The organism is Jiangella ureilytica, from assembly GCF_004348545.1.
Classification (GTDB): Bacteria; Actinomycetota; Actinomycetes; order Jiangellales; family Jiangellaceae; genus Jiangella; species Jiangella ureilytica.
On record NZ_SMKL01000021.1, the window covers coordinates 45,760 to 67,100 of the forward strand.

General features: G+C 74.8%; 17 protein-coding genes. 8 read left to right on the forward strand and 9 right to left on the reverse strand.

The features are described 5' to 3' along the window. Positions 1 to 54: 54 nt before the first annotated feature. Complete coding sequence (gene serC / locus E1212_RS11580) at positions 55 to 1,182, forward strand: phosphoserine transaminase (RefSeq protein ID WP_131982492.1); 1,128 nt, start codon at positions 55 to 57, stop codon at positions 1,180 to 1,182. Between the two features lie 487 nt (positions 1,183 to 1,669). Here serC and thpR read toward each other — a convergent pair whose 3' ends face one another. The 4 genes from thpR to E1212_RS11600 all read right to left on the reverse strand — a co-directional run bounded on the left by thpR (position 1,670) and on the right by E1212_RS11600 (position 5,835). After that, positions 1,670 to 2,218, reverse strand: a complete 549-nt coding sequence (gene thpR / locus E1212_RS11585) for an RNA 2',3'-cyclic phosphodiesterase (protein ID WP_131982494.1) — start codon at positions 2,216 to 2,218, stop codon at positions 1,670 to 1,672. Positions 2,219 to 2,271: 53 nt separating this feature from the next. Beyond that, entirely contained in the window at positions 2,272 to 3,603 is a 1,332-nt protein-coding gene (locus E1212_RS11590) for an MFS transporter (RefSeq protein ID WP_131982496.1), read from the reverse strand. After that, complete coding sequence (locus E1212_RS11595; RefSeq protein WP_238992317.1) at positions 3,600 to 4,091, reverse strand: MarR family winged helix-turn-helix transcriptional regulator; 492 nt, start codon at positions 4,089 to 4,091, stop codon at positions 3,600 to 3,602. The genes E1212_RS11590 and E1212_RS11595 overlap by 4 nt, the downstream gene beginning before the upstream one ends. A gap of 268 nt (positions 4,092 to 4,359) precedes the next feature. Continuing rightward, positions 4,360 to 5,835, reverse strand: a complete 1,476-nt coding sequence (locus E1212_RS11600) for a DUF2530 domain-containing protein (protein ID WP_162605428.1) — start codon at positions 5,833 to 5,835, stop codon at positions 4,360 to 4,362. A 139-nt stretch (positions 5,836 to 5,974) separates the two neighbouring features. Between E1212_RS11600 and E1212_RS11605 the strand changes: the two genes are divergently transcribed. From E1212_RS11605 to E1212_RS11620, 4 genes are read left to right on the forward strand one after another with little or no spacing between them, the layout of a single operon-like run. Further along, the gene (locus tag E1212_RS11605; protein ID WP_131982500.1) at positions 5,975 to 7,444 is read left to right on the forward strand and encodes an NCS2 family permease; all 1,470 of its coding nucleotides are present in this window, start codon (positions 5,975 to 5,977) and stop codon (positions 7,442 to 7,444) included. Positions 7,445 to 7,492: 48 nt separating this feature from the next. Further along, positions 7,493 to 8,095, forward strand: coding sequence for a dienelactone hydrolase family protein (locus E1212_RS11610; protein WP_131982502.1), 603 nt, complete (start codon positions 7,493 to 7,495; stop codon positions 8,093 to 8,095). Positions 8,096 to 8,123: 28 nt separating this feature from the next. Continuing rightward, positions 8,124 to 9,230 (forward strand): hypothetical protein, encoded by a 1,107-nt coding sequence (locus tag E1212_RS11615; protein ID WP_131982504.1) that lies wholly within the window; start codon positions 8,124 to 8,126, stop codon positions 9,228 to 9,230. Beyond that, a complete protein-coding gene (locus E1212_RS11620) occupies positions 9,227 to 10,660 on the forward strand; it encodes a hypothetical protein (RefSeq protein WP_131982505.1) in 1,434 nt (477 codons plus the stop codon). The genes E1212_RS11615 and E1212_RS11620 overlap by 4 nt, the downstream gene beginning before the upstream one ends. Positions 10,661 to 10,834: 174 nt before the next feature. On the opposite strand, the gene E1212_RS11625 is transcribed toward E1212_RS11620, so the two are convergent. Both E1212_RS11625 and E1212_RS11630 read right to left on the reverse strand, forming a co-directional pair. After that, the gene (locus E1212_RS11625; protein WP_131982507.1) at positions 10,835 to 13,822 is read right to left on the reverse strand and encodes a sacsin N-terminal ATP-binding-like domain-containing protein; all 2,988 of its coding nucleotides are present in this window, start codon (positions 13,820 to 13,822) and stop codon (positions 10,835 to 10,837) included. Positions 13,823 to 13,833: 11 nt separating this feature from the next. Continuing rightward, positions 13,834 to 14,607, reverse strand: coding sequence for a DUF3027 domain-containing protein (locus tag E1212_RS11630; RefSeq protein ID WP_203416761.1), 774 nt, complete (start codon positions 14,605 to 14,607; stop codon positions 13,834 to 13,836). Positions 14,608 to 14,706: 99 nt separating this feature from the next. Here E1212_RS11630 and E1212_RS11635 point away from each other — a divergent pair, with 99 nt between their 5' ends. Next, a complete protein-coding gene (locus E1212_RS11635; RefSeq protein WP_203416762.1) occupies positions 14,707 to 16,308 on the forward strand; it encodes an MFS transporter in 1,602 nt (533 codons plus the stop codon). 6 nt (positions 16,309 to 16,314) lie between these two features. Here E1212_RS11635 and E1212_RS31065 read toward each other — a convergent pair whose 3' ends face one another. Further along, on the reverse strand, positions 16,315 to 16,698 hold the full coding sequence (locus E1212_RS31065) for a cold-shock protein (protein ID WP_131982511.1): 384 nt from the start codon (positions 16,696 to 16,698) through the stop codon (positions 16,315 to 16,317). A 129-nt stretch (positions 16,699 to 16,827) separates the two neighbouring features. Between E1212_RS31065 and E1212_RS11645 the strand changes: the two genes are divergently transcribed. Together E1212_RS11645 and E1212_RS11650 are read left to right on the forward strand one after the other, a co-directional pair. Next, positions 16,828 to 17,607 (forward strand): HipA family kinase, encoded by a 780-nt coding sequence (locus E1212_RS11645; RefSeq protein WP_131982513.1) that lies wholly within the window; start codon positions 16,828 to 16,830, stop codon positions 17,605 to 17,607. After that, positions 17,604 to 17,978, forward strand: a complete 375-nt coding sequence (locus tag E1212_RS11650) for a DUF3037 domain-containing protein (protein WP_131982515.1) — start codon at positions 17,604 to 17,606, stop codon at positions 17,976 to 17,978. Before E1212_RS11645 ends, E1212_RS11650 begins: the two co-directional genes overlap by 4 nt. A gap of 10 nt (positions 17,979 to 17,988) precedes the next feature. Here the strand turns inward: E1212_RS11650 and E1212_RS11655 are convergent, their stop codons facing one another. Then, positions 17,989 to 18,609: an HAD family hydrolase gene (locus tag E1212_RS11655; RefSeq protein ID WP_162605429.1), complete on the reverse strand. Its 621-nt coding sequence runs from the start codon at positions 18,607 to 18,609 to the stop codon at positions 17,989 to 17,991. Positions 18,610 to 18,675: 66 nt separating this feature from the next. Beyond that, complete coding sequence (locus E1212_RS11660) at positions 18,676 to 21,291, reverse strand: CHAT domain-containing protein (protein ID WP_131982519.1); 2,616 nt, start codon at positions 21,289 to 21,291, stop codon at positions 18,676 to 18,678. Positions 21,292 to 21,341: the final 50 nt, after the last annotated feature.

Here is a 21,341-nt window from a genome sequence, read left to right on the forward strand (position 1 = left end):
GACAGTGTCGTCACACTTCCGTAACCCGCCGGACACCCGACACGGAGCGCACCCATGACCGACGCTGTGCAGATCCCCGACGACCTCAAGCCCGCCGACGGCCGGTTCGGCTCGGGCCCCAGCAAGGTCCGTCCCGAGGCGCTGTCCGCCCTCGCCGCCCAGGGCGCCGAGGTCATGGGCACCTCGCACCGGCAGGCGCCGGTCAAGAACCTGGTCCGCCGCGTCCGCGAGGGCGTCGCGGCCCTGCTGGACCTGCCCGACGGCTACGAGGTCGTCCTGAGCAACGGCGGCACAACGGCGTTCTGGGACGCCGCCGCGTTCGGCCTGGTCCGGCAGAAGGCGCAGCACCTGTCGTTCGGCGAGTTCTCGTCGAAGTTCGGCACCGTCACCAAGACCGCGCCGTGGCTCGATGAGCCCAGCATCGTCAAGGCCGACCCGGGCTCGCTGCCCGTGCCGGTGGCCGAGGACGGCGTCGACGTCTACGCGTGGCCGCACAACGAGACCTCGACCGGTGTCATGGCCCCGGTACGCCGAGTCGCGGGCGCCGCCGACGACGCTCTCGTGCTGGTCGACGCCACCAGCGGCGCGGGCGGCCTGCCGGTCGATGCCTCGCAGGCCGACGTGTACTACTTCGCGCCGCAGAAGAACCTCGGCTCCGACGGCGGGCTGTGGATCGCCGCGTTCTCGCCGGCCGCGCTGGCCCGGGTCGAGGAGATCGCCGCCACGGACCGCTATGTCCCGGCCTTCCTCGACCTGCCGACGGCCGTCGACAACTCCAGCAAGGACCAGACGTACAACACCCCGGCCGTGGCGACGCTGTTCCTGCTGGCCGAGCAGCTCGACTGGCTCAACGGCAACGGCGGCCTCGAGTTCGCCGTCGGCCGCACCACGGCGTCCTCGAGCCACCTGTACAGCTGGGCCGAGAAGACTCCGTACACCACGCCGTACGTCGCCGACCCCGCTGCCCGCTCGCTGGTGGTCGGCACCATCGACTTCGACGACAGCGTCGACGCCGCCGCCGTCGCCAAGGTGCTGCGGGCCAACGGCATCGTCGATGTCGAGCCGTACCGCAAGCTCGGCCGCAACCAGCTGCGCGTTGCGATGTTCCCGGCGGTCGACCCCGCCGACGTCGAGGCGCTGACGGCGAGCATCGACTTCGTGGTGGAGAAGCTCGGCGCCTAGGTCAGGACTTCTTGTCAATAACAACGCCCGGCCGCGATTCGTGTCAGCGGCCGGGCGCGTTGTTGGTTCCTCTCACTGCAGGAACCGCATTCCCCCGTCGTGGTTCCTGGGACAACCATAGAGCTCGGCGATCATCCTGGGGATCATCCGTTCGGTCGGCTGCCGATCATCCGCGCGGTCAGCCTTTCACCGCAGTAGCGGGACGATTTGCGCAGGCCGCGCCCATGATCAACCGGTGGCCGATATGGCTTCCATGGTCATTGATCGACTAGTCACGATGGCGGTCACAACCGAGTGAATTCCGAGTGACGACGGCGGCGGCTCGGCTGCGTGGGGCGGCGCGTAGGCTGAGCGTCGGGCGCCGCCGACGGCGTCGGCGAAGGAGGCGACACGGTGCGGCCGAAGACCACCCGGCACCTGGTGACCGCCGCCCTGGTCGTGATGCTGATCATCGTGGCGATCGCGGCGGCGTTCTGACGCCTCCCGCTCAGCGGGCGCCGCGCAGCGGGAACGTCGCGAGCGGCTCGTACCGCGGCCCGCGGCCGGGTCCGCCCGGGTGCGACCGCAGCAGCCTCACGGTGTCGGCCGCCCACTCCGGGCCCTCGTAGCCGGCCAGCCGCTCGACGTATGGCCGCAGGTCAGCGGCGCCGCGGGCTCGGGCCAGCGTGACGTGCGGGCGGAACCGCTGCGTGTCCTCGTGGCCGACGCCGGTGCGTCGCCCGGCGGCCCGAACGGACCCGGCCAGGGCACGCAGAACGACGCCGTCGCCGTCGACACCCGCCCACAGGACCGCGGTGCCGAACCGGCCCGCCCCGGCGATGCGCGCGCGGGTCGGCGGGTGCCGTCGGGCGGCCCGCTCCAGCCGCTCGGTGAGTTCCGGCACCTTGTCCTCGGCGACCTGGCCGTAGAACGCGAGCGTGAGGTGCCAGCCGGCCGGCTCGGACCAGCGCAACGCACCGTCACGCACCCCGGCGACGACGGCGTCCAGGTGCGTCACCGCCTCCGCTGGCGGCTCGACGGCGGCGAACAGTCGCACACGGCAACCATTCCACGGCAGGCATCGGCGCGTGGGCCGAGAGAGCGCGACGTTCAGGCGGCACTGACGGCGTCGCGGGTGCCGGGGCGGACGCTCTCGGGCTCGTCGGCCGGCATCGGCGCGGGGGCGGTGGTGACGACGACGAGGCCGGGCCGGGGGCGCAGACGCGTGCGCACGACCACGCCGCTCCTCGGGGCCAGGATCAGCAGTGCACCGATGGCGAACGCGGCGGTGAGGATGCCGCCGCCGAGCAGCGACCAGCGGGCGCCGAACGCGTCGGCGACGAAGCCGATGACGGGCGCGCCGAACGGCGTGCCGCCCATGAAGATCATCATGTAGAGCGACATGACCCGGCCTCGGACGTACTGCGGCACCGTCGTCTGCACGTAGGCGTTGGCCGCCGTGAGCACCGTCATCGCGATGATGCCCACCGGCACCAGCGAGATGGCGAACAGGAGGTACGACGGCATCAGCCCGGCTGCGATCTCGAACACGCCGAAGACCACCGCCCCGCCGACGATGAGCCGTCGGCGCGGCACCCGGCGCCGGGCCGCGACGAGCGCGCCCGACAGGGTCCCGATGGCCATGATCGAGCCGAGCAGGCCGTACTCGCTCGGGCCCTTGTCGTAGACGTCGGTGGCCATGAGGGCCATGGTCATCTGGAAGTTCATGCCGAACGTGCCGAGCCCGAACATGATGGTGACGACCATCAGCAGGTCGGGCCGCGACCACAGGTAGGCCACCCCTTCGCGCAGCTGCGAGACCGCGCCCGGCCGCTCCTCGCCGCGCTTCGGCCGGCCGGGGACGCCGCGGAGCAGCAGCAGGGCGAGGATCGGCGACACGAACGAGGCGCCGTTGAGGATGAACACCCAGCCGGTCCCGATGACGCCGATCAGAATGCCGGCGACGCCCGGCCCGATCAGGCGCGCAGCGTTGAACGACGCGCTGTTGAGGGCGACGGCGTTGGTGAGGTCGTCCTTGGCCACCAGCTCCGACACGAACGCCTGCCGCGCGGGGTTGTCCAGCGCACTGCCGACGCCGAGCAGGAACGCCAGCACGTAGACGTGCCAGATCTCGGCCAGCCCGGTGAGCGTCAGCACGCCGAGGGTCAGCCCGACGAGGCCGAGGAAACTGTTGGTGAGGATCAGCAGCTTGCGCTTGTCGAACCGGTCGGCCAGCAGCCCGCCGAACGGCGCCACCAGCAGGAACGGCAGGAACTGCAGGCCGGTGGTGATGCCCACCGCCTGCGCGCCACCGCCCAGCACGACCAGCACCAGCCAGTCCTGCGCGATGCGCTGCATCCAGGTGCCGACGTTGGACAGGAACATGCCCGACCAATAGAGCCGATAGTTGCGGTGGCGGAGGGAGTGGAACGTGGGGCTCACAGGCCCGCCAGCTTCTCGAGAACGGGCAGCGCCGCGCGCAGCCGCTCGCGCTCGTCAGGGGTGAGGTCGCGCAGCTTGTGCGTCAGCCAGGCGTCGCGGCGCTTGCGGTCGGCGACGGTGCGGGCCCGGCCGGCCTCGGTGATGCGGACGTTCGTGACCCGCCGGTCGACGGCGTCGGGCTCGCGGACCGCGAGGCCCAGCTCCTCGAGCCCGGACACGATGCGCGTCATGGACGGCGGCCGGATGCGCTCGCACGCGGCCAGCTCGCCCACGGGCAGCGGGCCCTTGCGCTCGAGGATGCCCAGAGCGGACAGCTGGTTCAGGGTGAGGGAGTCGTCCTCGCGCTGGTTGCGCAGCCGGCGGTTCAGCCGCCCGACGGCGATGCGGAGGGAGCTGGCCAGCCCGGCCTGGGTACGCGGCTGCGCCGAGCCCGAGCGCGCCGGCTGGCCCTGGGACGCGGTGTTCTGAGGAATCTTCGTGGCTGGCACTTTCCTTAGTCTAACTCATTACCTTTGCTAACGGCCAGCGGCGTCGGGTGACATGGGTGCTGGCAGCGGATTCGTGGTGGTCGCGCGCCCGGCAACAGAGTTGATCTTGGAGAATCTGCGGAGCTGCCGGGCGAAATGTCCGATCGGTCCCGCGCTTACTCCAAGATCAACCCCCGCGTCGGGGTGAACGAGGGGCGCGGCCGGCGGGACGAGGGGCGCGGCCGGCGGCACGAGGGGCGCGGCCGGGGTGCGGCCGGCGCGACGCGGGTCAGGCGGTGTCGGAGCGGCGCGCGCGGCGGCCGCGGTACTGGCTGCCGCCCTCGGTGGTGTCGTCGGCGTCCGAGGCGGCCGGGGGCTCCTCGGCCGGAGCCGGCCGGCGCCCGCCGAACGTGGTGTCGAGCAGCGGCTCGTCGTCGTCGAGGGGAGCGGCGGGACGGCTGAGCGGCTCGCCGAACAGCTCCGACGCGGGCGGCGTGGCTCGGCGGGCCGGGCGCTCGGCCTGCGGCGGTGGAGTGGCGGCGGGGCGCGGCGCCGCCGGGGTCTCGCCGGAGCGGGGTCGCGGTGCGGCAGCCGGGCGCTCGGGCGTGGCCGGGCGCTGCGACGGCGCGGCCGGGCGGTCCCCCGCCGCGGGCCGTGGGTCGGGCGCGGTCGGGCGCTGCGACGGCGCGGCCGGGCTCTCGGCCGGGCCGGGCCGCTGGGCGGCAGCCGGGCGGTGCGGCGCGGCAGGGGTCTCGTCGGCACGAGGTCGCGGTGCGGCGGCTGGACGCTCCGGAGCGGCCCCCGGGCGCGGCGAGCCGGCGCCGGGTCGCTGTGCGCCGGCCGGTCCCGCACCCGCGTCGGTGCGCGAGCCGGCACCAGGTCGCGGCGAGCCGACCCCGGGACGCTGTGGTCCGGCCGGGCTCTCACCCGCGCCGGGCCGCTGAACGGCGGCCGGCCGCTCGGCCGGAGGGGCCGGACGATCGCCCGGCCCGGATCGCGGCGGCAGGTCGGCGGCGGGCCGCTGCGGCGTGGCGGCCGGACGCTCGCCGGCGCCGGTGCGCGACGGCGCGACCGGGCGCTCGGCCGCACCGGGCACCTGGGCAGGGCCGCCCGGCAGGCCGCCGGCCTGCTCGCGATCGCCGGACCAGCTCGGCCGGCCGTGGGTCGTCGTGTCGGGGCGGGCGCCACGCGGATCGGAACCCGGTCGCGTGGGCGGCGGGTCGACGCGGGCGCCGTCGACCCGGGTGCCGTCGATCCGGGTGCCGTCGATCCGGGTGCCGTCGACGCGAGTGGTGTCGGTGCGGGTGGTCTCGGGCCGGACGGGCGGAAGGTCGTCGCCGGTGTCGATGGGCCGGGTGACGGAGTCGGGCGCACTCTGCGGACGGGCCGCCACGTCGGTGTCGCGGGCGATGACCTCGCCGCGGGTGAGCACCTCGCCGGCCGGGCCGTCAGCGGCGCCGGCGGCCTCGGCCGCCGCGAGCTCGGCCTCTTCACGCTCGAACTCGATGGCGTCGCGGCGCTTGCGGGTGTACTCGAGGCCGAGCAGCCCGAGCCCGACGCCGGCGAGGCAGGTCCAGACCCACCAGCCGCGCCCCTCGGCCTGCAAGGAGTCCATGCGCAGGGCCAGCAGCACGAAGGCGACGGCCCACAGGACGGTGACGACGGCGACCGTGCGAACGCCGTCGACGTCGAGCGGCTGAACCTCGTGGGGCTCGACCGCCTCGACCTCGGGCTCCCCGGGGGACCGCCGCCGACGCTTCGCCATGAACCCCAGGCTAGCCCGCCTGGATACATCGCGGCGAGCCGATCCACAGCCCGCCGTCTTCGTCCGCGGACGATCTTCTGGCATCCTCACGGCGAAACCCGGCTGCGTCCGTCCCCCGCCGAGCCGCCCGGAGGGCATCATGAGCGATCCCGGCACGACCACCACCGAGCCCACCGAACCGACCGCGATCCATCGTTACTTCAAGATCACCGAGCGCGGCTCGACCGTCGGCCGCGAGGTGCGCGGCGGCCTGGTCACGTTCTTCACGATGGCCTACATCATCGTGCTGAACCCGCTGATCATCGGCACGGTCGCCGACGTCGACGGCGACTATCTGGGCGGCGGCGACGTCCCCGACCTGGCCGCGGTCGCGGCGACGACCGCCCTGGTCGCGGGCGTGCTGACCATCGCCATGGGCGTGGTCGCGAACTTCCCGCTGGCGCTGGCAGCGGGCCTCGGGCTGAACGCGTTCGTCGCGTTCGGACTGGCGGCCCAGATGACCTGGGCCGACGCCATGGGCCTGGTGGTCATGGAGGGCCTGGTCATCCTGGTCCTGGTGCTGACGGGATTCCGCCAGGCCGTGTTCGGGGCGGTCCCCCGCCAGCTCAAGACCGCGATCAGCGTCGGCATCGGCCTGTTCATCACGCTGGTCGGGTTCGTGAACGCCGGGTTCGTGCGGTCGACGGGGAACCCGTCGCCGCCGGTGGGCCTGGGCGAGGGCGGCTCGCTGACGACCTGGCCGGTCGCGGTGTTCTGCGCCGGCCTGATCGCCGTCATCGTGCTGTACGCGCTGAAGATCCGCGGCGCGATCCTGTGGACGATCATCGGGACGACGGTGCTCGCGGTGGTCGTCGAGACGGTGGCGGACCTGGGCACGTCGTCGGAGAACCCGGGCGGCTGGAACCTCAACGCACCGCAGTGGCCCGACCAGATCGTCGATCTGCCGGACTTCTCGCTGATCGGCGACTTCAGCCTGCTCGGCTCGTGGGAGTCCGTCGGCGTCGTGAGCGTGCTGCTGTTCGTGTTCACGCTGATGCTGGCCGACTTCTTCGACACCATGGGGACCATGGTCGCCGTCGGCGCCGAGGGCGAGCTGCTCGACGAGGACGGCAACCCGCCGAGGACCACGCAGATCCTGCTGGTCGACTCCGTCGCCGCGGCGGCGGGCGGCGCGGCGTCGGTGTCGAGCAACACCTCCTACATCGAGTCCGCCTCGGGCGTCGGCGAGGGCGCGCGCACCGGCCTGGCCAGCGTCGTGACGGGGATCTGCTTCCTGCTGGCGACGTTCCTGGCGCCGCTGGTCGCCATGGTGCCGAACGAGGCGGCCGCCCCGGCGCTGGTGCTGGTCGGCTTCCTGATGATGGGCCAGGTCCGCGAGATCGCCTGGGACGACGCCGAGATCGCCATCCCGGCGTTCCTCACGCTGGCGCTGATGCCGTTCACGTACTCCATCAGCACCGGCATCGGCGCCGGCTTCCTCTCGTACGTGATCATCAAGATCGCGAAGGGAAAGGCCCGCGAGCTGCACCCGCTGCTGTGGATCGTGGCGGCGCTGTTCGTGGTCTACTTCGCGATCACGCCGATCGAGGACCTGCTCGGCGTGCGCTGACTCGTGTCGCCCCGACATTGTCGGTGCCGTCCGGTACACCTTGAGACCATGACCGAGATCGTGCTGTTCCACTCCGTCCTGGGGCTGCGTCCCGGCGTGCTCGAGACCGCGGAGCAGTGGCGGGCGGCGGGCCACGCCGTCCACGTGCCCGACCTCTACGGCGGCGCGGTCTTCGACGGCTACGACGAGGCGTTCGAGTTCCTCGACAAGTACGGCGGCCAGGGCGAGCTGCTGCGCCGCACCGACGCCGCGGTCGACGGCGTCCGGCCCGGGGTGGTCTACGCGGGATACTCCAACGGCGTCATCTCCGTCGTGCACCTGGTCACCTCGCGGCCGGGCGCGCTGGGGGCACTGTCGTTCCACGGGTCGGTGCCGGTGCGGGCGGTCGGCGCCGAGCTGTGGCCGTCGTCGGTCCCGGTGCAGGTGCACGAGGCCGAGCTCGACCCGTTCCGCGAGGACGACGCCAACCGCGAGTTCGCCGAGACCGTCAGCGCGTCCGGCGCCTCCTACCACTATTACGGCTACCCGGGCGTGTCGGCGCACCTGTTCGCCGACTCCTCGCTGACCAGCGAGTACGACCGGCAGGCCGCCGAGACCATGCACGGGCGCGCGCTGGAGTTCATCGCGGCGTGTGAGGATCGGGGGCGCTGACCGACGCACCCACCCGGCGAGGAGACCCATGCGGCTGACGTTCCGAGCGGTCGCCTTGCTGGTGGCGGCCGTGTCCGGATGGGCGGGCACGACGGCGGCAGCCGGCGGCGCCACCGTGGTCACCGCTGAGGCCGGCACCGAGGCGCCGGTGGAGGGGCTCGCGGCCGACGTCGCGGCCGCCTGGGAGTCCGGGCCGGTCTACGTCGACGAGACTCAGGACGGCATCGTGCCCGCCGACGAGGCCGAGCGGCTCGCCGAACGGGTCGAGGGTCACCATCCCGCCACCTTCATCGCCGTCGTCCCGGCCACCGCGCTGTCGGACATGCCCGGCGAGGACGACGACGCCCGCGGCGCGGCCTTCCTCGACGCCATCGACGCCGCGGGCGGCCCCGTCGGCGCCTACCTGGTCGTCTTCGGCGGAGCGGCCACGTACGGCGGCGGCTTCGGCATCGAGGCGCCGGTGCACGAGGCGGTCGAGGCCGCCGTCGACCGGCACACCCGGTCGCAGCAGGTCGCCATCATCGACGACGCGCTCACCGAGCTCGGCGTGCCGGGCGCACCGGCCGAACCCGGCGGCACCGGCTGGGTGCCGCCTGTGGTCGTCGTCCTCGTCGTGCTGGCCCTCGCCGCCGGGGCGCTGGCCTGGTGGCGCCGCCGCCGGCGGACGGCCGGCGACGGCGCCGCGGGACCGGCCGCCTACCGTCCGTCGTTCGAGGTGCTCGACGACGAGGCCGACTCGGTGGGTGAGCGCCGGCAGCTGGCCCGCGAGGACGTCACCCGGTTCGGCGAAGAGCTCGACGCCGCCGATCTCGACGTCACCGATCCCTCCGTCGCCGCCGACGTCCAGGCCGCCATGGACGCCTACGCCGAGGCCGGCGGGGCCGTCGACGGCGATCCGGACGACCACGTGCTCCGCGCGGTGCGATCGACGGTCGAGTACGGTCGGTGGCGCCTGGCGAGCGCGCAGGCGCGGCTGGCCGGCCGGCCGCTGCCCGCACGCCGGGCCGACTGCTTCTTCGACCAGCGCCATGGAGTGTCCGTGACCGACTGGATGTACACCCCGCCCGGTGGCCGCGCCCGCGAGATCCCGGTCTGCGCCGCCTGCCGCGACCGGTTGGCCGGAGCGGCCCGATGAGGCCGGCGGCCCGGCTCGCGGTGACCGCCGCGATCGCCGTGCTGACCGCCGTCGCCGCGCTCTGGGCGAGCACGGTCCCAGCCGCGGCCGACGAGTCCGACGTCGACCGCTACCTCGACGAGGTGGCGGTCGAGCTGGCCGAGCCGGGCGTCTGGATCGACCCCGACGCCGGCGGCGTCATCGGCGCCGCCGAGGCGGCCCAGCTCGACGACGCCGCCGCCGAGGCTCCCGGCAACGGCATGCGCATCGCCGTCGTTCCCGCGTGGAAGCTCGACCCCGAGGGCCAGGAGCGGCTGTTCGGCCGCACGCTGCTCTACGAGGGCGAGGAGCTCGCGTCGCAGCTGTACGACCGCGTCGGCGTCGACGGCGTCTACCTCGTCATGTCCGTGGCCGACTCGTCGTACGACGGCCGCGGCATGTGGGCGGTGCAGCACAGCGAGGAGGGCCCGACGTACCACGTCGAGGACGCCATCGACCAGGCGATCGACTGCTGCGCGCCCGGTTACGGGCCCATGATCGACCGGTTCGTCGAGCGCGCCTCCGATGTCGACCATCCGTTCCACCGCGACGTCGCGCCCTGGGCAGTGGGCGCCGCCGGCATCGCCGGGGGCTGGTGGGGCGGCACGGCGCTCAGCGCCCGGCGCCGTCGCCGGGCCGAGGAGCAACGCCACCTCGACGTCGTCCGGCCGATGCTCACCGAAGAGGTCATCGAGCTGTCCGACCGTGTCTCCGACCTGCCGACCACCTCTGACATCGCCCAGGCGGCGCTGACGAAGGAGATCCTCGACACCGTCGAGAAGGCCCGGCACCGCCTCGACGCCGCGAAGACCGACGAGCACGTGCAGGCGGTGACGACGCTGCTCGGTACCGCGCGCTACAAGATCGCGTGCCTCGAGGCGTTGCAGCAGGGCCGGCCGGTGCCCGAGCCCACGCCGCCGTGCTTCTTCGACCCCCGGCACGGACCCAGTACGCAGCAGCGGCAGTGGCGGCCGGCCGAGGGCGCGGAGCGCGAGGTCCCGGTCTGCGACCAGTGCGCCGCCCGGCTCGACGCCGGCGAGGCACCCGCCGCGCGGCGGGCCGGCAGCCGCAGCTACTGGGAGGGCGGCGAGGACCTCGTCGCCTACATCGAGGGCTACTGGGCCGGCAGCGGCGGCTCCTGGCGGTTCCCGCACGACGACCACGCCCGCGCCCGCGGGTCGCTATGGACGCGGTGGGACTCCCGGCGCCCGCGCGCCCGGCTGGCCGGCATGCGACGGTCGCTGAGCAAGGCCGCGAGCTCGGCCATGACGTCCTCTGGCAACGGATCGCCGGGATCCGGCTGGGGCGGCGGCTCCGGCGGGTCGAGCGGCGGGCGCAGTCGGCGGCGCAGCTTCGGCGGCGGGTCGAGCCGGCGATCCTCGCGCCGCTCCGGCGGTGGCCGCCGCTTCTGACACCATCCGCCGGCGGTCCGGGCCCGTTTGGGGCGGACATGACCCGCCCGGTGGGGTGGGACCCCACCCTACGAGCGGGCACCGACACCCTCGGCAGCGCGACCGGCCCACACGCTCAGGCGGCAGGCACCGGGACGGCGGGCGGAGCGCGACCGGCGCCCGAACCCGAGGGGCTCAGTCGAAGGCGTCCTCGGCCAGCAGCGAGGGCAGCGCGGCCGGTTCGGCGAGGGCCTCGGCGAGCAGCCAGCGCAGGTCCCAGCGGCCGGCCGTCCACGCCAGCCCGCGCGCGAGGCCGTCGGTGGTCGCCGCGTGGACGTCGTCGCCGTCGACCCACCAGTCGACCGCGGTTCCGCCGACCCGCAGGTCGTCGTGCTCCACGTACGTCCGTGGCGCCGAGCCGAGCACGGCGGCCACGACGTCCGGCACCGGCTGGGACCGGCCGTCGCCGTCCAGGGCGGCGTCGTGCACCTCCGAGGCGAGGTCGACGTCGAGCAGGTCGGCGAGCGCGGCCGGGCCTGGGACCACCGCCGTCAGCCCGAGCTGCAGCCAGTGCGGCCCGTCGCACACCACGACCGATGCCGCGGGCACCACCCGGCTGCCGGCGCCGTCGGCCACGCGCACACGCGGAGGCGGCCGCACCCCGGCCGGGTCGTGCGCGGCCAGCACGTCGTAGACCTGCGCCAATGTTGCGGCGGGCAGCTCGAGATCGTCCTCGGCCAGGCGGGCGAGGACCGCGCCGGGGTCGAGGTCCTCGGGTTCGCGGGCCAGCCCGACGGCGGCGGCGAAGGCGTCGTCGAGCGGGATGTCGGCGACGGGCAGGACGGCGCGCACCACCGGCGCCGATCCCGGCAGGGCCAGCCCGGTCAGCGCCCGGCCGCCGACGCGTGCGTGCCGGCGCAGCCACCAGGCGGTGTACGACGGCGCCGATCGGGGGCTCCCGTCGCCCAGCGTCAGCCGCACCGGGTCGACGACGGCGGCGCGGGCGTCGGCGTCGTCGGCGAGCCACTCGAGCACGTGCGGCCAGGCGTCGTCGCGGACGAGGTCGAGGTCGGCGACGGCGGCGAACTCGCTCATGAGCGGGGGCACGTCCTGGCGCGGCAGGCCGGCGAGCACGTCGTCGATCCACGCGTCCTCGTCGTCGAGGTCGTGCCAGGTGTCCGGCTCGAGCGTCACGTCGGTGTCGCGGACGACGGCGAAGCCGTCACGCACCCCGACCGCCCGGAGCACCGCCGGGCCGAAGCCCTCGACCAGCGAGGGCGCGACGGTGAACTCGGCCGGGTCGGCGTCGAGGGCGTCGAGCAGCGCCGACCCGGGCAGCAGCAGCTCGCGCGCCGGAGCGACGGCGCCCGTGGCGTCGGGCAGCGGCAGCCCGGCCAGCCACGGCTCCGCGGCGACATCGAGTCCGGACTCGGCGACCAGCCGCAGCACGGCCTCGGCGACGGGCGCGGGGTCGTCGTCGCTCTCGGCGAGGTCGGCCACGGCGCCCTGCACCATCGGGTCGCGCAGCACCGAGGCCGCCGTCGCGTCGAGCGCGCCGAGCCGGTGCAGCAGCGGGTGGACGGCGTCCGGGGCGATGACGCGCAGGTCGAACGGCGCCAGCAGCTCCGGGCCGACCTCGCCTGCCACCAGCAGCCCACGCGGCCCGCGGACCAGCCGGCCGTCGGCCAGCGGCACCGGCAGCGCCCCCAGCGACTCCTGGTCCGAGCCGTCGAGCGCGTCGTACAGCGCCCGCCACCCGGCCGGCTCGAGCCGCTCACCGGCCAGCTCGTCGACCACGTCGGCCAGCGGGACCACCGTCGCGCCGAGCCCGGCCAGCACGTCGGCCCGCCACCAGTCGCGCGCCGGCAATCCACGCACGACGCCACCCAGCACCGCCGGGTCGCCGGTCCGGCTCAGCCCGTCGACCAGCGTGACCTCGGTGGGCCGCAACCGCGCTCCGTCGGCGCCGGGTACGAACGCACTGGCAGCGAGCGCCGTTCTGGCCGCCCGATGCAATGCGGCGTCCACCGCGTCGGCGCCGAGCGGTCCCGGCACCAGCCCGAGCACCGCCGCACCCAGCCCGGCGGCGGCCGGACCCGCCGGGACGAACGAGGCCACCAGCTCGGCATAGACCTCGCCGGCCGCCGCCACGATCAGGTCGGCCAGCGGTCCGGGCGCCACGCGCCGGCGCGAGGAGTCCAGCGGCAGCCCGGCCACGACCAGCGCCGGCAGATCGGTCCGGTCATCGGTCGGCGTCGGCGCGTGCACGACCGACGGGAGGGACGGCGGCAGCGCACCCGGCACGCGCACCCCCGCCTCGTCGGACCGGACCGGCACCGCCACCGTCACCGACCAGCCCGGCTGCGACCGCTCCTCGAACGGCCGGTCGGCCAGCAGCTCGCCCCGCGCTACGCCGGTGCGGGTCGCCAGCCGCCAGACGCGCTCGCCGATGCGGCGCTGCGTCAGGCCGGGCGCCAGCTCGTCCGGCTCACCCGCGGACAGCCGCCGGGCGGCGCCGTCGACGTCGACGACCAGCTCGCCCAGCCACGGGAGCGCCAGCAGCAGGGCGTCGTCGACCTCGGTGAGCAGCCGCCGGGCCAGCCGGACGGCGTCGTCGTCGCGCAGGGGCAGCTCGACGGCGGTGTCGTAGCCCGCCGGAACGGCGCCCGCCGCATACCCCACCGGGAACGGCAGCCGCAGCACGGGAACCGCCGGTCCGCGCCGGACCAGCTCGTCGGCCAGAGCCGGCACCCTCGCCGCCTCAGCCAGCGCATCGGCCCGCGACCACTCCACCCCGGTCCCGGACGCCGTCAGCACCCGGGGCTCGTCGGTGACCGCCAGCACCGCCGCGAACCCGACGCCGAACCGGCCGACGGCGGCCTGGTCGCGCTTGGTCGACGCCCGCAGCGTCGACAAGCCCTCGACGCCCGCGGCGTCCAGCGCCGCGCCGGTGTTCGCGGCCAGCAGCGTCGACCCGGTCAGCCGCAGCAGCAGCCGGCCGGGAACACCCGCCCGAGCGGCGGCGTCGGCGGCGTTCTGGGCCAGCTCGACGACCACACGGTCGCGGTAGGCGCCGCGGACCAGCTCGTCCTCGGCGTTGGCGTCCTCGCGGAACCGGGCCGGCGACGCGGACCAGGCGGCCAGCACCCGCGAGCGCAGCGCCGCGGTGTCGAAGTCGTCCACGGAGCCGAAGGTTACGGCGCGTCGAGCTCCAGCGGCACCAGCTCGTAGCTGAGGGTGTCGACGACCGGCTCCGGGGTGTCGTCGGACGGCGCCGGCAGACGGACGTCGGTGTGCCCGCCGCAGCCGTGCGCGTGCGAGACGACCTTGCCGTCGAACGGGGTGCGCTCGTTGCTGCAGACTCCGAACGCGTGGCCGAGCGTGCCCGCCAGCATGACCGCGAACCCGCAGCTGCCGCACCGTCCGGGCGCGGCCTTGGCGATGTCGGACTGCGGGCCGGTGTCGCCCTCGAACCAGCGCTGGGCGGCGTCGTCGCGGCCCTCGCGCGACAGCACCCACTCGCGGCCGAGGCCGAGCTCCCGGATCACCTCGAGGGCGTCCTGGTCGTCGGCCGTGACGTAGCCGGGCTCGACGCGGTAGTCGTCCTCGGAGACCGGCAGCAGATCGCCGGGGCCGAGGTCCTCGGGCTTGACCCGCTCGTCCCACGGCACCCAGGCCGGGGCCAGGACGGCGTCGGCGCCCGGCAGCAGCACGCACTCGCTGACGGTGACGGCCTTGGACCGCGACGCCCGGGTGACGGTGACGGCCCACCGCCAGCCGACGTAGCCGGCCAGCTCGCAGGCGAAGTAGTGGGTGACGACGCGCTCGCCCTCGGAGTCGTGGCCGAGGTGCGCGCCGACGGCGTCCTCGCTGCCGACGTCGACGGCGGCCGTCCGCGCGTCCTCGACGGCTTTGACGAGGACGGAGTCGGCCTTGACGGAGCGGGCACGGGGCGATGCGGCGGTCACAGTCATTGATTGTCGCAAACTCCGGCCATGATCGACACATCGCGCCCGAAGGGAGGACATCCGCGTCAGCCGGCCGCCCCGATGAGGTTGGATGGGTGTGTGGCAGAGACGGATCCGCTCGCCGGTCCGCCCGACGACGGCGGGCGGCGCGGCGCGCGCGACGACGGCGGGCGGTACGAGTCCCCGTTCGCCGAGCGTGGGCCGTCCGGCGGCGCCGACGACGCCGACGCGGGCGGGGCCGGGGCGCAGGATCCGCCGCACGACTCCACCCGCACCATGCCGCCCCCGCCGACCCCCGGCGCGCGCGTGCGCCGCGCCGCCGGGGCCACCGGCCGGGCCGCGAAGTCCGCCGCCGCCGGCACGTCCCGCGCGGCCCGCGTCAGTGCCGGCCGCCTGCACCGCGCCGCCGAGGCCAAGGGCGCCGGCCAGACCGGCCTGTCGCGGCTGATCGAGCTCAACGCCGCCAGCGCGTTCGCCGACGCCCTGGTCACGGTGGCGCTGGCCGGCACGCTGTTCTTCTCGGCCTCGACGTCCGAGGCACGCGGCAACGTTGCGCTGTACCTGCTGCTGACCATGGCGCCGTTCGCCGTCGTCGCGCCGGTGCTCGGGCCGTTCCTCGACCGGTTCAGCCACGGCCGGCGCTGGGCCATCGGGTTCACGGCGGCCACGCGCGGCTTCCTCGCCTGGGTGGCCGCCGACGCCGTCATCGACGGTGGGGTGTGGCTGTACCCGGCGGCGCTGGGCGTGCTGGTCGGGCAGAAGGCGTACGCCGTCACCCGGGCCGCCGCCGTGCCCCGGCTGCTCCCCGAGGGTTGGACGCTGGTGGCGGCGAACTCCCGGCTGCAGCTCGCCGCGACGCTGGGCACGGCCGCCGGCGCGCCGGTCGGACTGGCGCTGGCGCAGATCGGCGACGACTGGCCGCTGCGGGCGGCGTTCTTCGCCTACGTGGGCACGACGGTGCTGGCGATCCTGCTGCCCAAGCGGGTCGACCTGTCCGAGGGCGAGGAGGCGGCGTCGCTCACCGATGGCGGCGAGGACGAGACCCGTCCGGGCGGGAAGCCGCGGAAGTTCCGGGTCGGCCCGGCGGTGGTCCGCGCGCTGCGGGCGAACACCGCGCTGCGCTGGCTGTCCGGGTTCATGACGATGTTCATGGCGTTCGTGCTGCGCGAGGAGCCGGTCGCCGGGCTCGACGACCTCGTCCTGCTGGGCATCGTCGCGGCCGCAGCCTGGCTGGGCAGCACCATCGGGTCGTCGGTCGGCGCGCTGGTGCAGGCCCGCAGCCCCGACCGCACCATCATCGTCCTGGTCGGGTTCGGCGCCGCGAGCACACTGGTCACCGCCGTGTTCTGGAACCTGCTGACGGTGATCCTCATCGGGCTGGCGGCCGGTTTCGCCCAGCAGCTCGGCCGGCTCTCGCTCGACGCCGTCGTGCAGCGCGACGTGCCGGAGAAGAACCGGTCCAACGCCTTCGCCCGGTCCGAGACGCTGCTGCAGCTCGGCTGGGTGGCCGGTGGCGCCGTGGGCATCGTGCTGCCGCTCATCCCGTGGGTCGGCATGGGCACGGCGACGCTGGTCATGCTGGCCGGGCTGGTGTTCGCGCTGCGGGTGCGCCCGCAGCGGCGCACCGCGACGGCGCCGGCCGACCGCACGCCGCCGTCGCACCCCGCGCCGCCACCGGCCCGCACGCCGGACGACTACTGAGCCCGGTCAGGCCTCGAGGTCGTCGGCCACCGCACGCAGGACGGTCCCGACCTTGTGCGCCGCCTTCGGATCGGGGTGCCGGCCGCGCCGGTAGGTGTTCGACAGCCCGTCGAGCAGCTTGATGAGGTCTTCGATGATGGTCACCATGTCGTCGGGCTTCTTCCGCGTGGCCGCGGACACCGACGGGAGGGGGTCGAGGACGCGCACCGACAGCGCCTGCTCTCCCCTGCGACCCTCGGCCACCCCGAACTCCACCCGCTGACCCGGCTTCAGGGCGGTGACGCCCGCGGGCAGCGCGGACGAGTGCACGAACACGTCGCCGCCGTCGTCCTTCGAGAGGAACCCGAAGCCCTTCTCGGTGTCGAAAAACTTGACCTTGCCGGTTGGCACGGCTGACCTCTTCGTGTCGGGGGGACCGGACATTTCTCCCGTCGCCGGGAGACCTCACAAGACTAAGGCCGACGACGGCCTGTCGGCCGCTCCGGGGGCGATCAATCCGATGACGTAGCGTCGTCGCCCATGGTGGAGGTTCTCCCGGTCGTGCGCGCGGTCCGCTACGTCGAGCCGCTGCGCGAGGGCGGGTCGCTGCCCGGCCTGGTCGAGGGCGACGATCTCGGCACCTACGTCGTGAAGTTCCGCGGCGCCGGCCAGGGCACGAAGTCGCTGGTCGCGGAGATCGTGGTCGGCGAGCTGGCCCGGCGCCTCGGCATCCGGGTGCCCGACCTCGTGCTCACCGACCTCGACGAGGCGATCGCCCGGCGCGAGCCGGACCCGGAGATCCAGGAGCTGCTGCTCGCCAGCGTCGGGCTGAACCTCGGCATGGACTTCCTGCCGCGATCGCTGGGCTACGACGGCCACGGGAGGCGAGCCGACGCCGTCGACGCCGCGAAGGTGCTCTGGCTCGACGCCCTCACCGTCAACGTCGACCGCAGCTGGCGCAACCCGAACCTGCTGACCTGGCACGGGAGGCTCTGGGCCATCGACCACGGCGCCGCCCTGCTGTTCCAGCACACCTGGCCGGGGGTCGAGAGGTTCGCCGCCCGGCCGTACCCGATCGACGACCACGTGCTGGCGTTCGCGGCGGACGAGCTGCCGGCGATCGACGCGGCGCTCGCGCCGCAGGTGACGCCGTCGGCGCTGGCCGAGATCCTCGCGCTGGTGCCGGACGACTGGCTGCCCGAGGTGCCGGGCCTGTCCGATGGCGCCGCCGGGCCGGACGCCGTGCGCGCCGTCTACGTCGACCACCTCGCCGCCCGCGCCGCGGAGTCGGCGGCCTGGCTTCCGGCGGTCGCGGCATGATCGCGTTCGAGTACGCCGTCCTCCGCGTGGTCCCGCGGGTCGAGCGGGCCGAGTTCGTCAACGCCGGCGTCATCGTCTACAGCCAGAAGGCCGGTTACCTGAACGCGGCCACGCGCGTCGACGGCGACCGGCTGCGGGCCCTCGATCCGGAGGCCGACGTCGAGGCGATCACGGCCGCCGTCGAGGCCTACGCGCGCGCCTGCGCCGACCCCGACACGGCCGGCCCGGTGGGGGCCACGGCGATCGGCGAGCGGTTCCGCTGGCTGACGGCGCCGCGCAGCACCATCGTGCAGACCGGGCCGGTGCACGCGGGGCTCACCGACGATCCGGCCGGCGAGCTGGACCGGCTGCTGCGGCGTCTCGTGCTCTGACGCCGGCGGCTCAGGTCGGGGTGCCGACGTAGTCGTCGAGCCAGTACGGGAAGTCGAGCAGGTCGGCGAAGACGACGTCGGCGCCGGCCTCGCGCAGCGCGACGGCGTCGTGCGTCCCGGTGGTGACCCCGATGGCGTAGGCGCCGGCCGACCGGGCGCCGATCATGTCGCCGGGGTGGTCGCCCACGTAGACGTCGGCGCCACGCTCGCGCAGGGCCGTGCCCTTGGTCTCGGCGTACCGCTCGCCGACGACGTCGTCGACCGGCAGTCCGACGTGCGCGAGCACCGCGCGGACCGCCGACTCGATCTTCGCGCTGACCACCAGCACGGTGCCGTGGTGCGCATGGATGGCGTCGATGGCCTCGACCGCGCCCGGCAAAGGCTTCGTGCCGGGGATGCCGAGGGTGAGGTAGAGGTCGCGGTAGATGCGCCGGGCATCGTCGACCCGCTCCTCGGGCACGAACGTGCGGATCGTGACGTCGAGCGGCAGGCCGATCATCGGCAGCAGCTGCTCGGGCTCGATGGCGACGCCCACCCGCCGGAACGCCTCGGTCATCGAGACCATGATCCCGTCGGCGGAGTCGACGAGGGTGAGGTCCAGATCGAATCCGACGGTAAGGGGCACGATCATGACAATACGCGGCATTCGCCACTGATCGTGTCACGCAGCTCACTGAGCGTGGTCACATGCCGGCGTTCAGGCGCCGCCGAGCGCCAGGAACGACCACGCCGTCGCCCGGTCGCGCGCGCCGGCCGCCGCCCGCCTGGCCGCCAGCAGCGCCGCGCCGAGGTCGTCGCCGGCGCGCAGCCGCTCGTGCACGGTGAGGCTCAGCTCGACGCTGGCGGCGTCGCTGACGGGGACGACGGTGGCCAGCAGCCCGGCGGTGCCCAGCGCGGACAGCGACGTGGTCAGCCCGAGCAGCTCGTCGGCGCCGGTGGGCGACCCGACGCCGGACTCGCACGCCGTCAGCAGCAGGCGGTACGGCGGCGACTGCAGCCGCTCGATGTCGAACACCGTCAGCGGCCCGTCCGCCAGCTCGAGCGAGGAGAACATCGGGTTGTCGCCGCGGTAGCGGCCGTGCGCGCCGACGTGCGCGAGCCAGGACCCGTCCAGCGCGGCCAGCGTGGCGTCGGTGGTGGCGTCGTCGCCGGTCAGCACGGTCGCGTCGGGGTAGACGCCGGCCAGCACGCCGACCTCCGCACCCGACGAGGCGAGGTCGGCGCCGGCGATCAGCGCGACCCGCCGGTCGGCCGGTGGCGTGCTCGTGCGGGCGCGCAGCCAGGCGGCGGCCGACGGCGCCACCGTCACGTCGCGCTCGCGCAGCGCCGGCAGCGCGCCCCACGGGACTGACTGCATGGTCGACGGCGGCACCAGCACCACCGGCCCGTCGCCCAGCTCGCGGACCGCCGGGCCGAGCATCGTCTCCTGCAGCCGGGCGAGCCCCGGCTCGGCGGCGCTCAGCAGCACGCCGGCGACGGCGTCGGCGGCGACGGCCGCCCCGCGCAGCGCGAACTTGGCGTACTCGACCTCGTCGAGCGCCGCCGCGGAAACGCCCGCGACCACGTGCTTCAGCCGCCCCTTGCGCGCGACGACGACGTGGAAACGGCCGCCGCGCAGCCCCACGATGCTCACCAGCGTCCGGTCGCCGAGCGCGTCGAGAAGCTCCCTGACCTCCAGGCGACGACGGCGACGGCTCTCGGTGCGGGCCGCGTCGCCGGCGGTCCCTGCGGGGGCGGTTCTCGCCGCCCCCGCGTCGCGGCCGTGGACGTGCCGGCGGATCCGCTCCTCGAGCCGCCGCCGCTCGGCCTCGTCGGCGTGGCTGCCGATGAGGCCGCCGGCGGCGCGCAGCCGGCCGAGCTGGGCGGTGAGCTCGGCGTCCTGCCGGGCCTCGGGCCAGGGCAGCGAGTGCAGGCTTCCGCGCCAGCGCTCGGTCCAGCGCAGCAGCTCGCGCGCGGACCCGTCGATCGCGACCCGGCGGGTGGCCAGCGCGGCGAGCTCGCTGCCGTGCACCGTCGCCCGCGCCCGCAGCTCCGTCGCACCCAGCGACAGCGCGTGCGTGTCGAGGACGTCCAGACCGCGGCCGCAGGCGTGCAGCATCGCGCGGCGGTCGCCGGCGGCCTCGGCCAGCAGCGCCTGCGCGTACCAGCCGGTGGCCCGGCGCAGCGCCGACCCGCGGCCGCGGCGTCCGGCGGCGGCGGTCTGCAGCGACTCCTCGGCCAGCTCCGGCAGTCCCGTCGCCAACGCCAGCCGGCCCGCCAGCACCAGCGCGTCGAGCCGCTCCGAGGCGTACCGGTCGGTCAGCTCCGCGGCCAGCGCGGCGGCCGCCCGGGCATGCCTCTTCGTGACGGCGCCGGCTGCGGCCTGGGCGCGCAGCAGCACAACGCGCGCGTGCCGATCGGCGTCCTCGTGGCCCTGGCGGCGGCTGGACCGGGCGGCGCGGCTCGCCAGGTCGGCGGCGCGCCCGGCATTGCCGGCGGCGAGGTGCACGATGGCGGCCGCGATGAACCCGTCGGACCGGCGCAGCGCCGAGTCGCGCGCGCCCTCGAGCACCGCCACCAGCTCGTCCGCCGTGGTCGCCGCGTCCTCGGTCAGCCCGGCCGCCAACTGGACGAGCGAGAGGTCCTTGACCACCTCGGGCGGGAAGACGCCCAGCTCGTCGTATCGGCCGCGGGCCTCGTAGAGCAGGCGGAGCGCTCGCGGCAGGTCACCCATCCGATGGGCGAGGTCGCCCCGGTTCTGCACGATGATCGCGGCCAGATAGTCCTGCCGATCCGCCACCGCGAGCTCCTGCGCGGTCAGGAGCTGGTCTTCGGCCTCGGCGAAGCGCCCCCAGCCGATCAACGCCCAGCTGACGTTGGTCCTCGCCCGTGCCTCCCAGGTTGGGTCGCCGACACGGGCCAGGATCTCGGCTGCCGCCGACCCGTCGGCGTAGGCCTCGGTGAACTCGTGGAAATGCAGATGCGCCGCGCTCTTCCGCACGAAGACGCGGGCGCGTTCAGGGCCCTCGCTGAGTTCGAGGGCGCGCTCGAACGCGCTCAGCGCGAGCGCCCGCCGGCCCGTGAAGCTCAACGCGGTGCCGAGGCTCGCCTGCAGGTCCGCTTCACGTGCGGGAAGAACGTTGCGGCGGCTGATCGCGATGCCCTTGCGCATCGCCGCGATGGCGCTGGCCAGGTTCCCCTGTTCCCGCTCGACGATCCCGATGGCCTGCAGCGCGTACGTCTGGTCCAGTGGCCGCGCGTTGCCCTTCAGGACCGCTTCGGACTGGACGCGCGCCTCCCCGGGCCGCGACATGGCCAGCGCCGGCAAGTCCATCGCGGCAACTGTCGCCGACGTACTTCCCGAGGTCACCCTCTGATGCTAGA

Bases quoted from the DNA above. Each gene is read 5' to 3' on its own strand.
- serC (WP_131982492.1), top strand. From the start codon at position 55: ATGACCGACGCTGTGCAGATCCCCGACGACCTCAAGCCCGCCGACGGC.
- E1212_RS11600 (WP_162605428.1), bottom strand. From the start codon at position 5,835: ATGGCGAAGCGTCGGCGGCGGTCCCCCGGGGAGCCCGAGGTCGAGGCG.
- E1212_RS11605 (WP_131982500.1), top strand. From the start codon at position 5,975: ATGAGCGATCCCGGCACGACCACCACCGAGCCCACCGAACCGACCGCG.
- E1212_RS11610 (WP_131982502.1), top strand. From the start codon at position 7,493: ATGACCGAGATCGTGCTGTTCCACTCCGTCCTGGGGCTGCGTCCCGGC.
- E1212_RS11615 (WP_131982504.1), top strand. From the start codon at position 8,124: ATGCGGCTGACGTTCCGAGCGGTCGCCTTGCTGGTGGCGGCCGTGTCC.
- E1212_RS11620 (WP_131982505.1), top strand. From the start codon at position 9,227: ATGAGGCCGGCGGCCCGGCTCGCGGTGACCGCCGCGATCGCCGTGCTG.
- E1212_RS11645 (WP_131982513.1), top strand. From the start codon at position 16,828: ATGGTGGAGGTTCTCCCGGTCGTGCGCGCGGTCCGCTACGTCGAGCCG.
- E1212_RS11650 (WP_131982515.1), top strand. From the start codon at position 17,604: ATGATCGCGTTCGAGTACGCCGTCCTCCGCGTGGTCCCGCGGGTCGAG.
- E1212_RS11655 (WP_162605429.1), bottom strand. From the start codon at position 18,609: ATGATCGTGCCCCTTACCGTCGGATTCGATCTGGACCTCACCCTCGTC.
- E1212_RS11660 (WP_131982519.1), bottom strand. From the start codon at position 21,291: ATGGACTTGCCGGCGCTGGCCATGTCGCGGCCCGGGGAGGCGCGCGTC.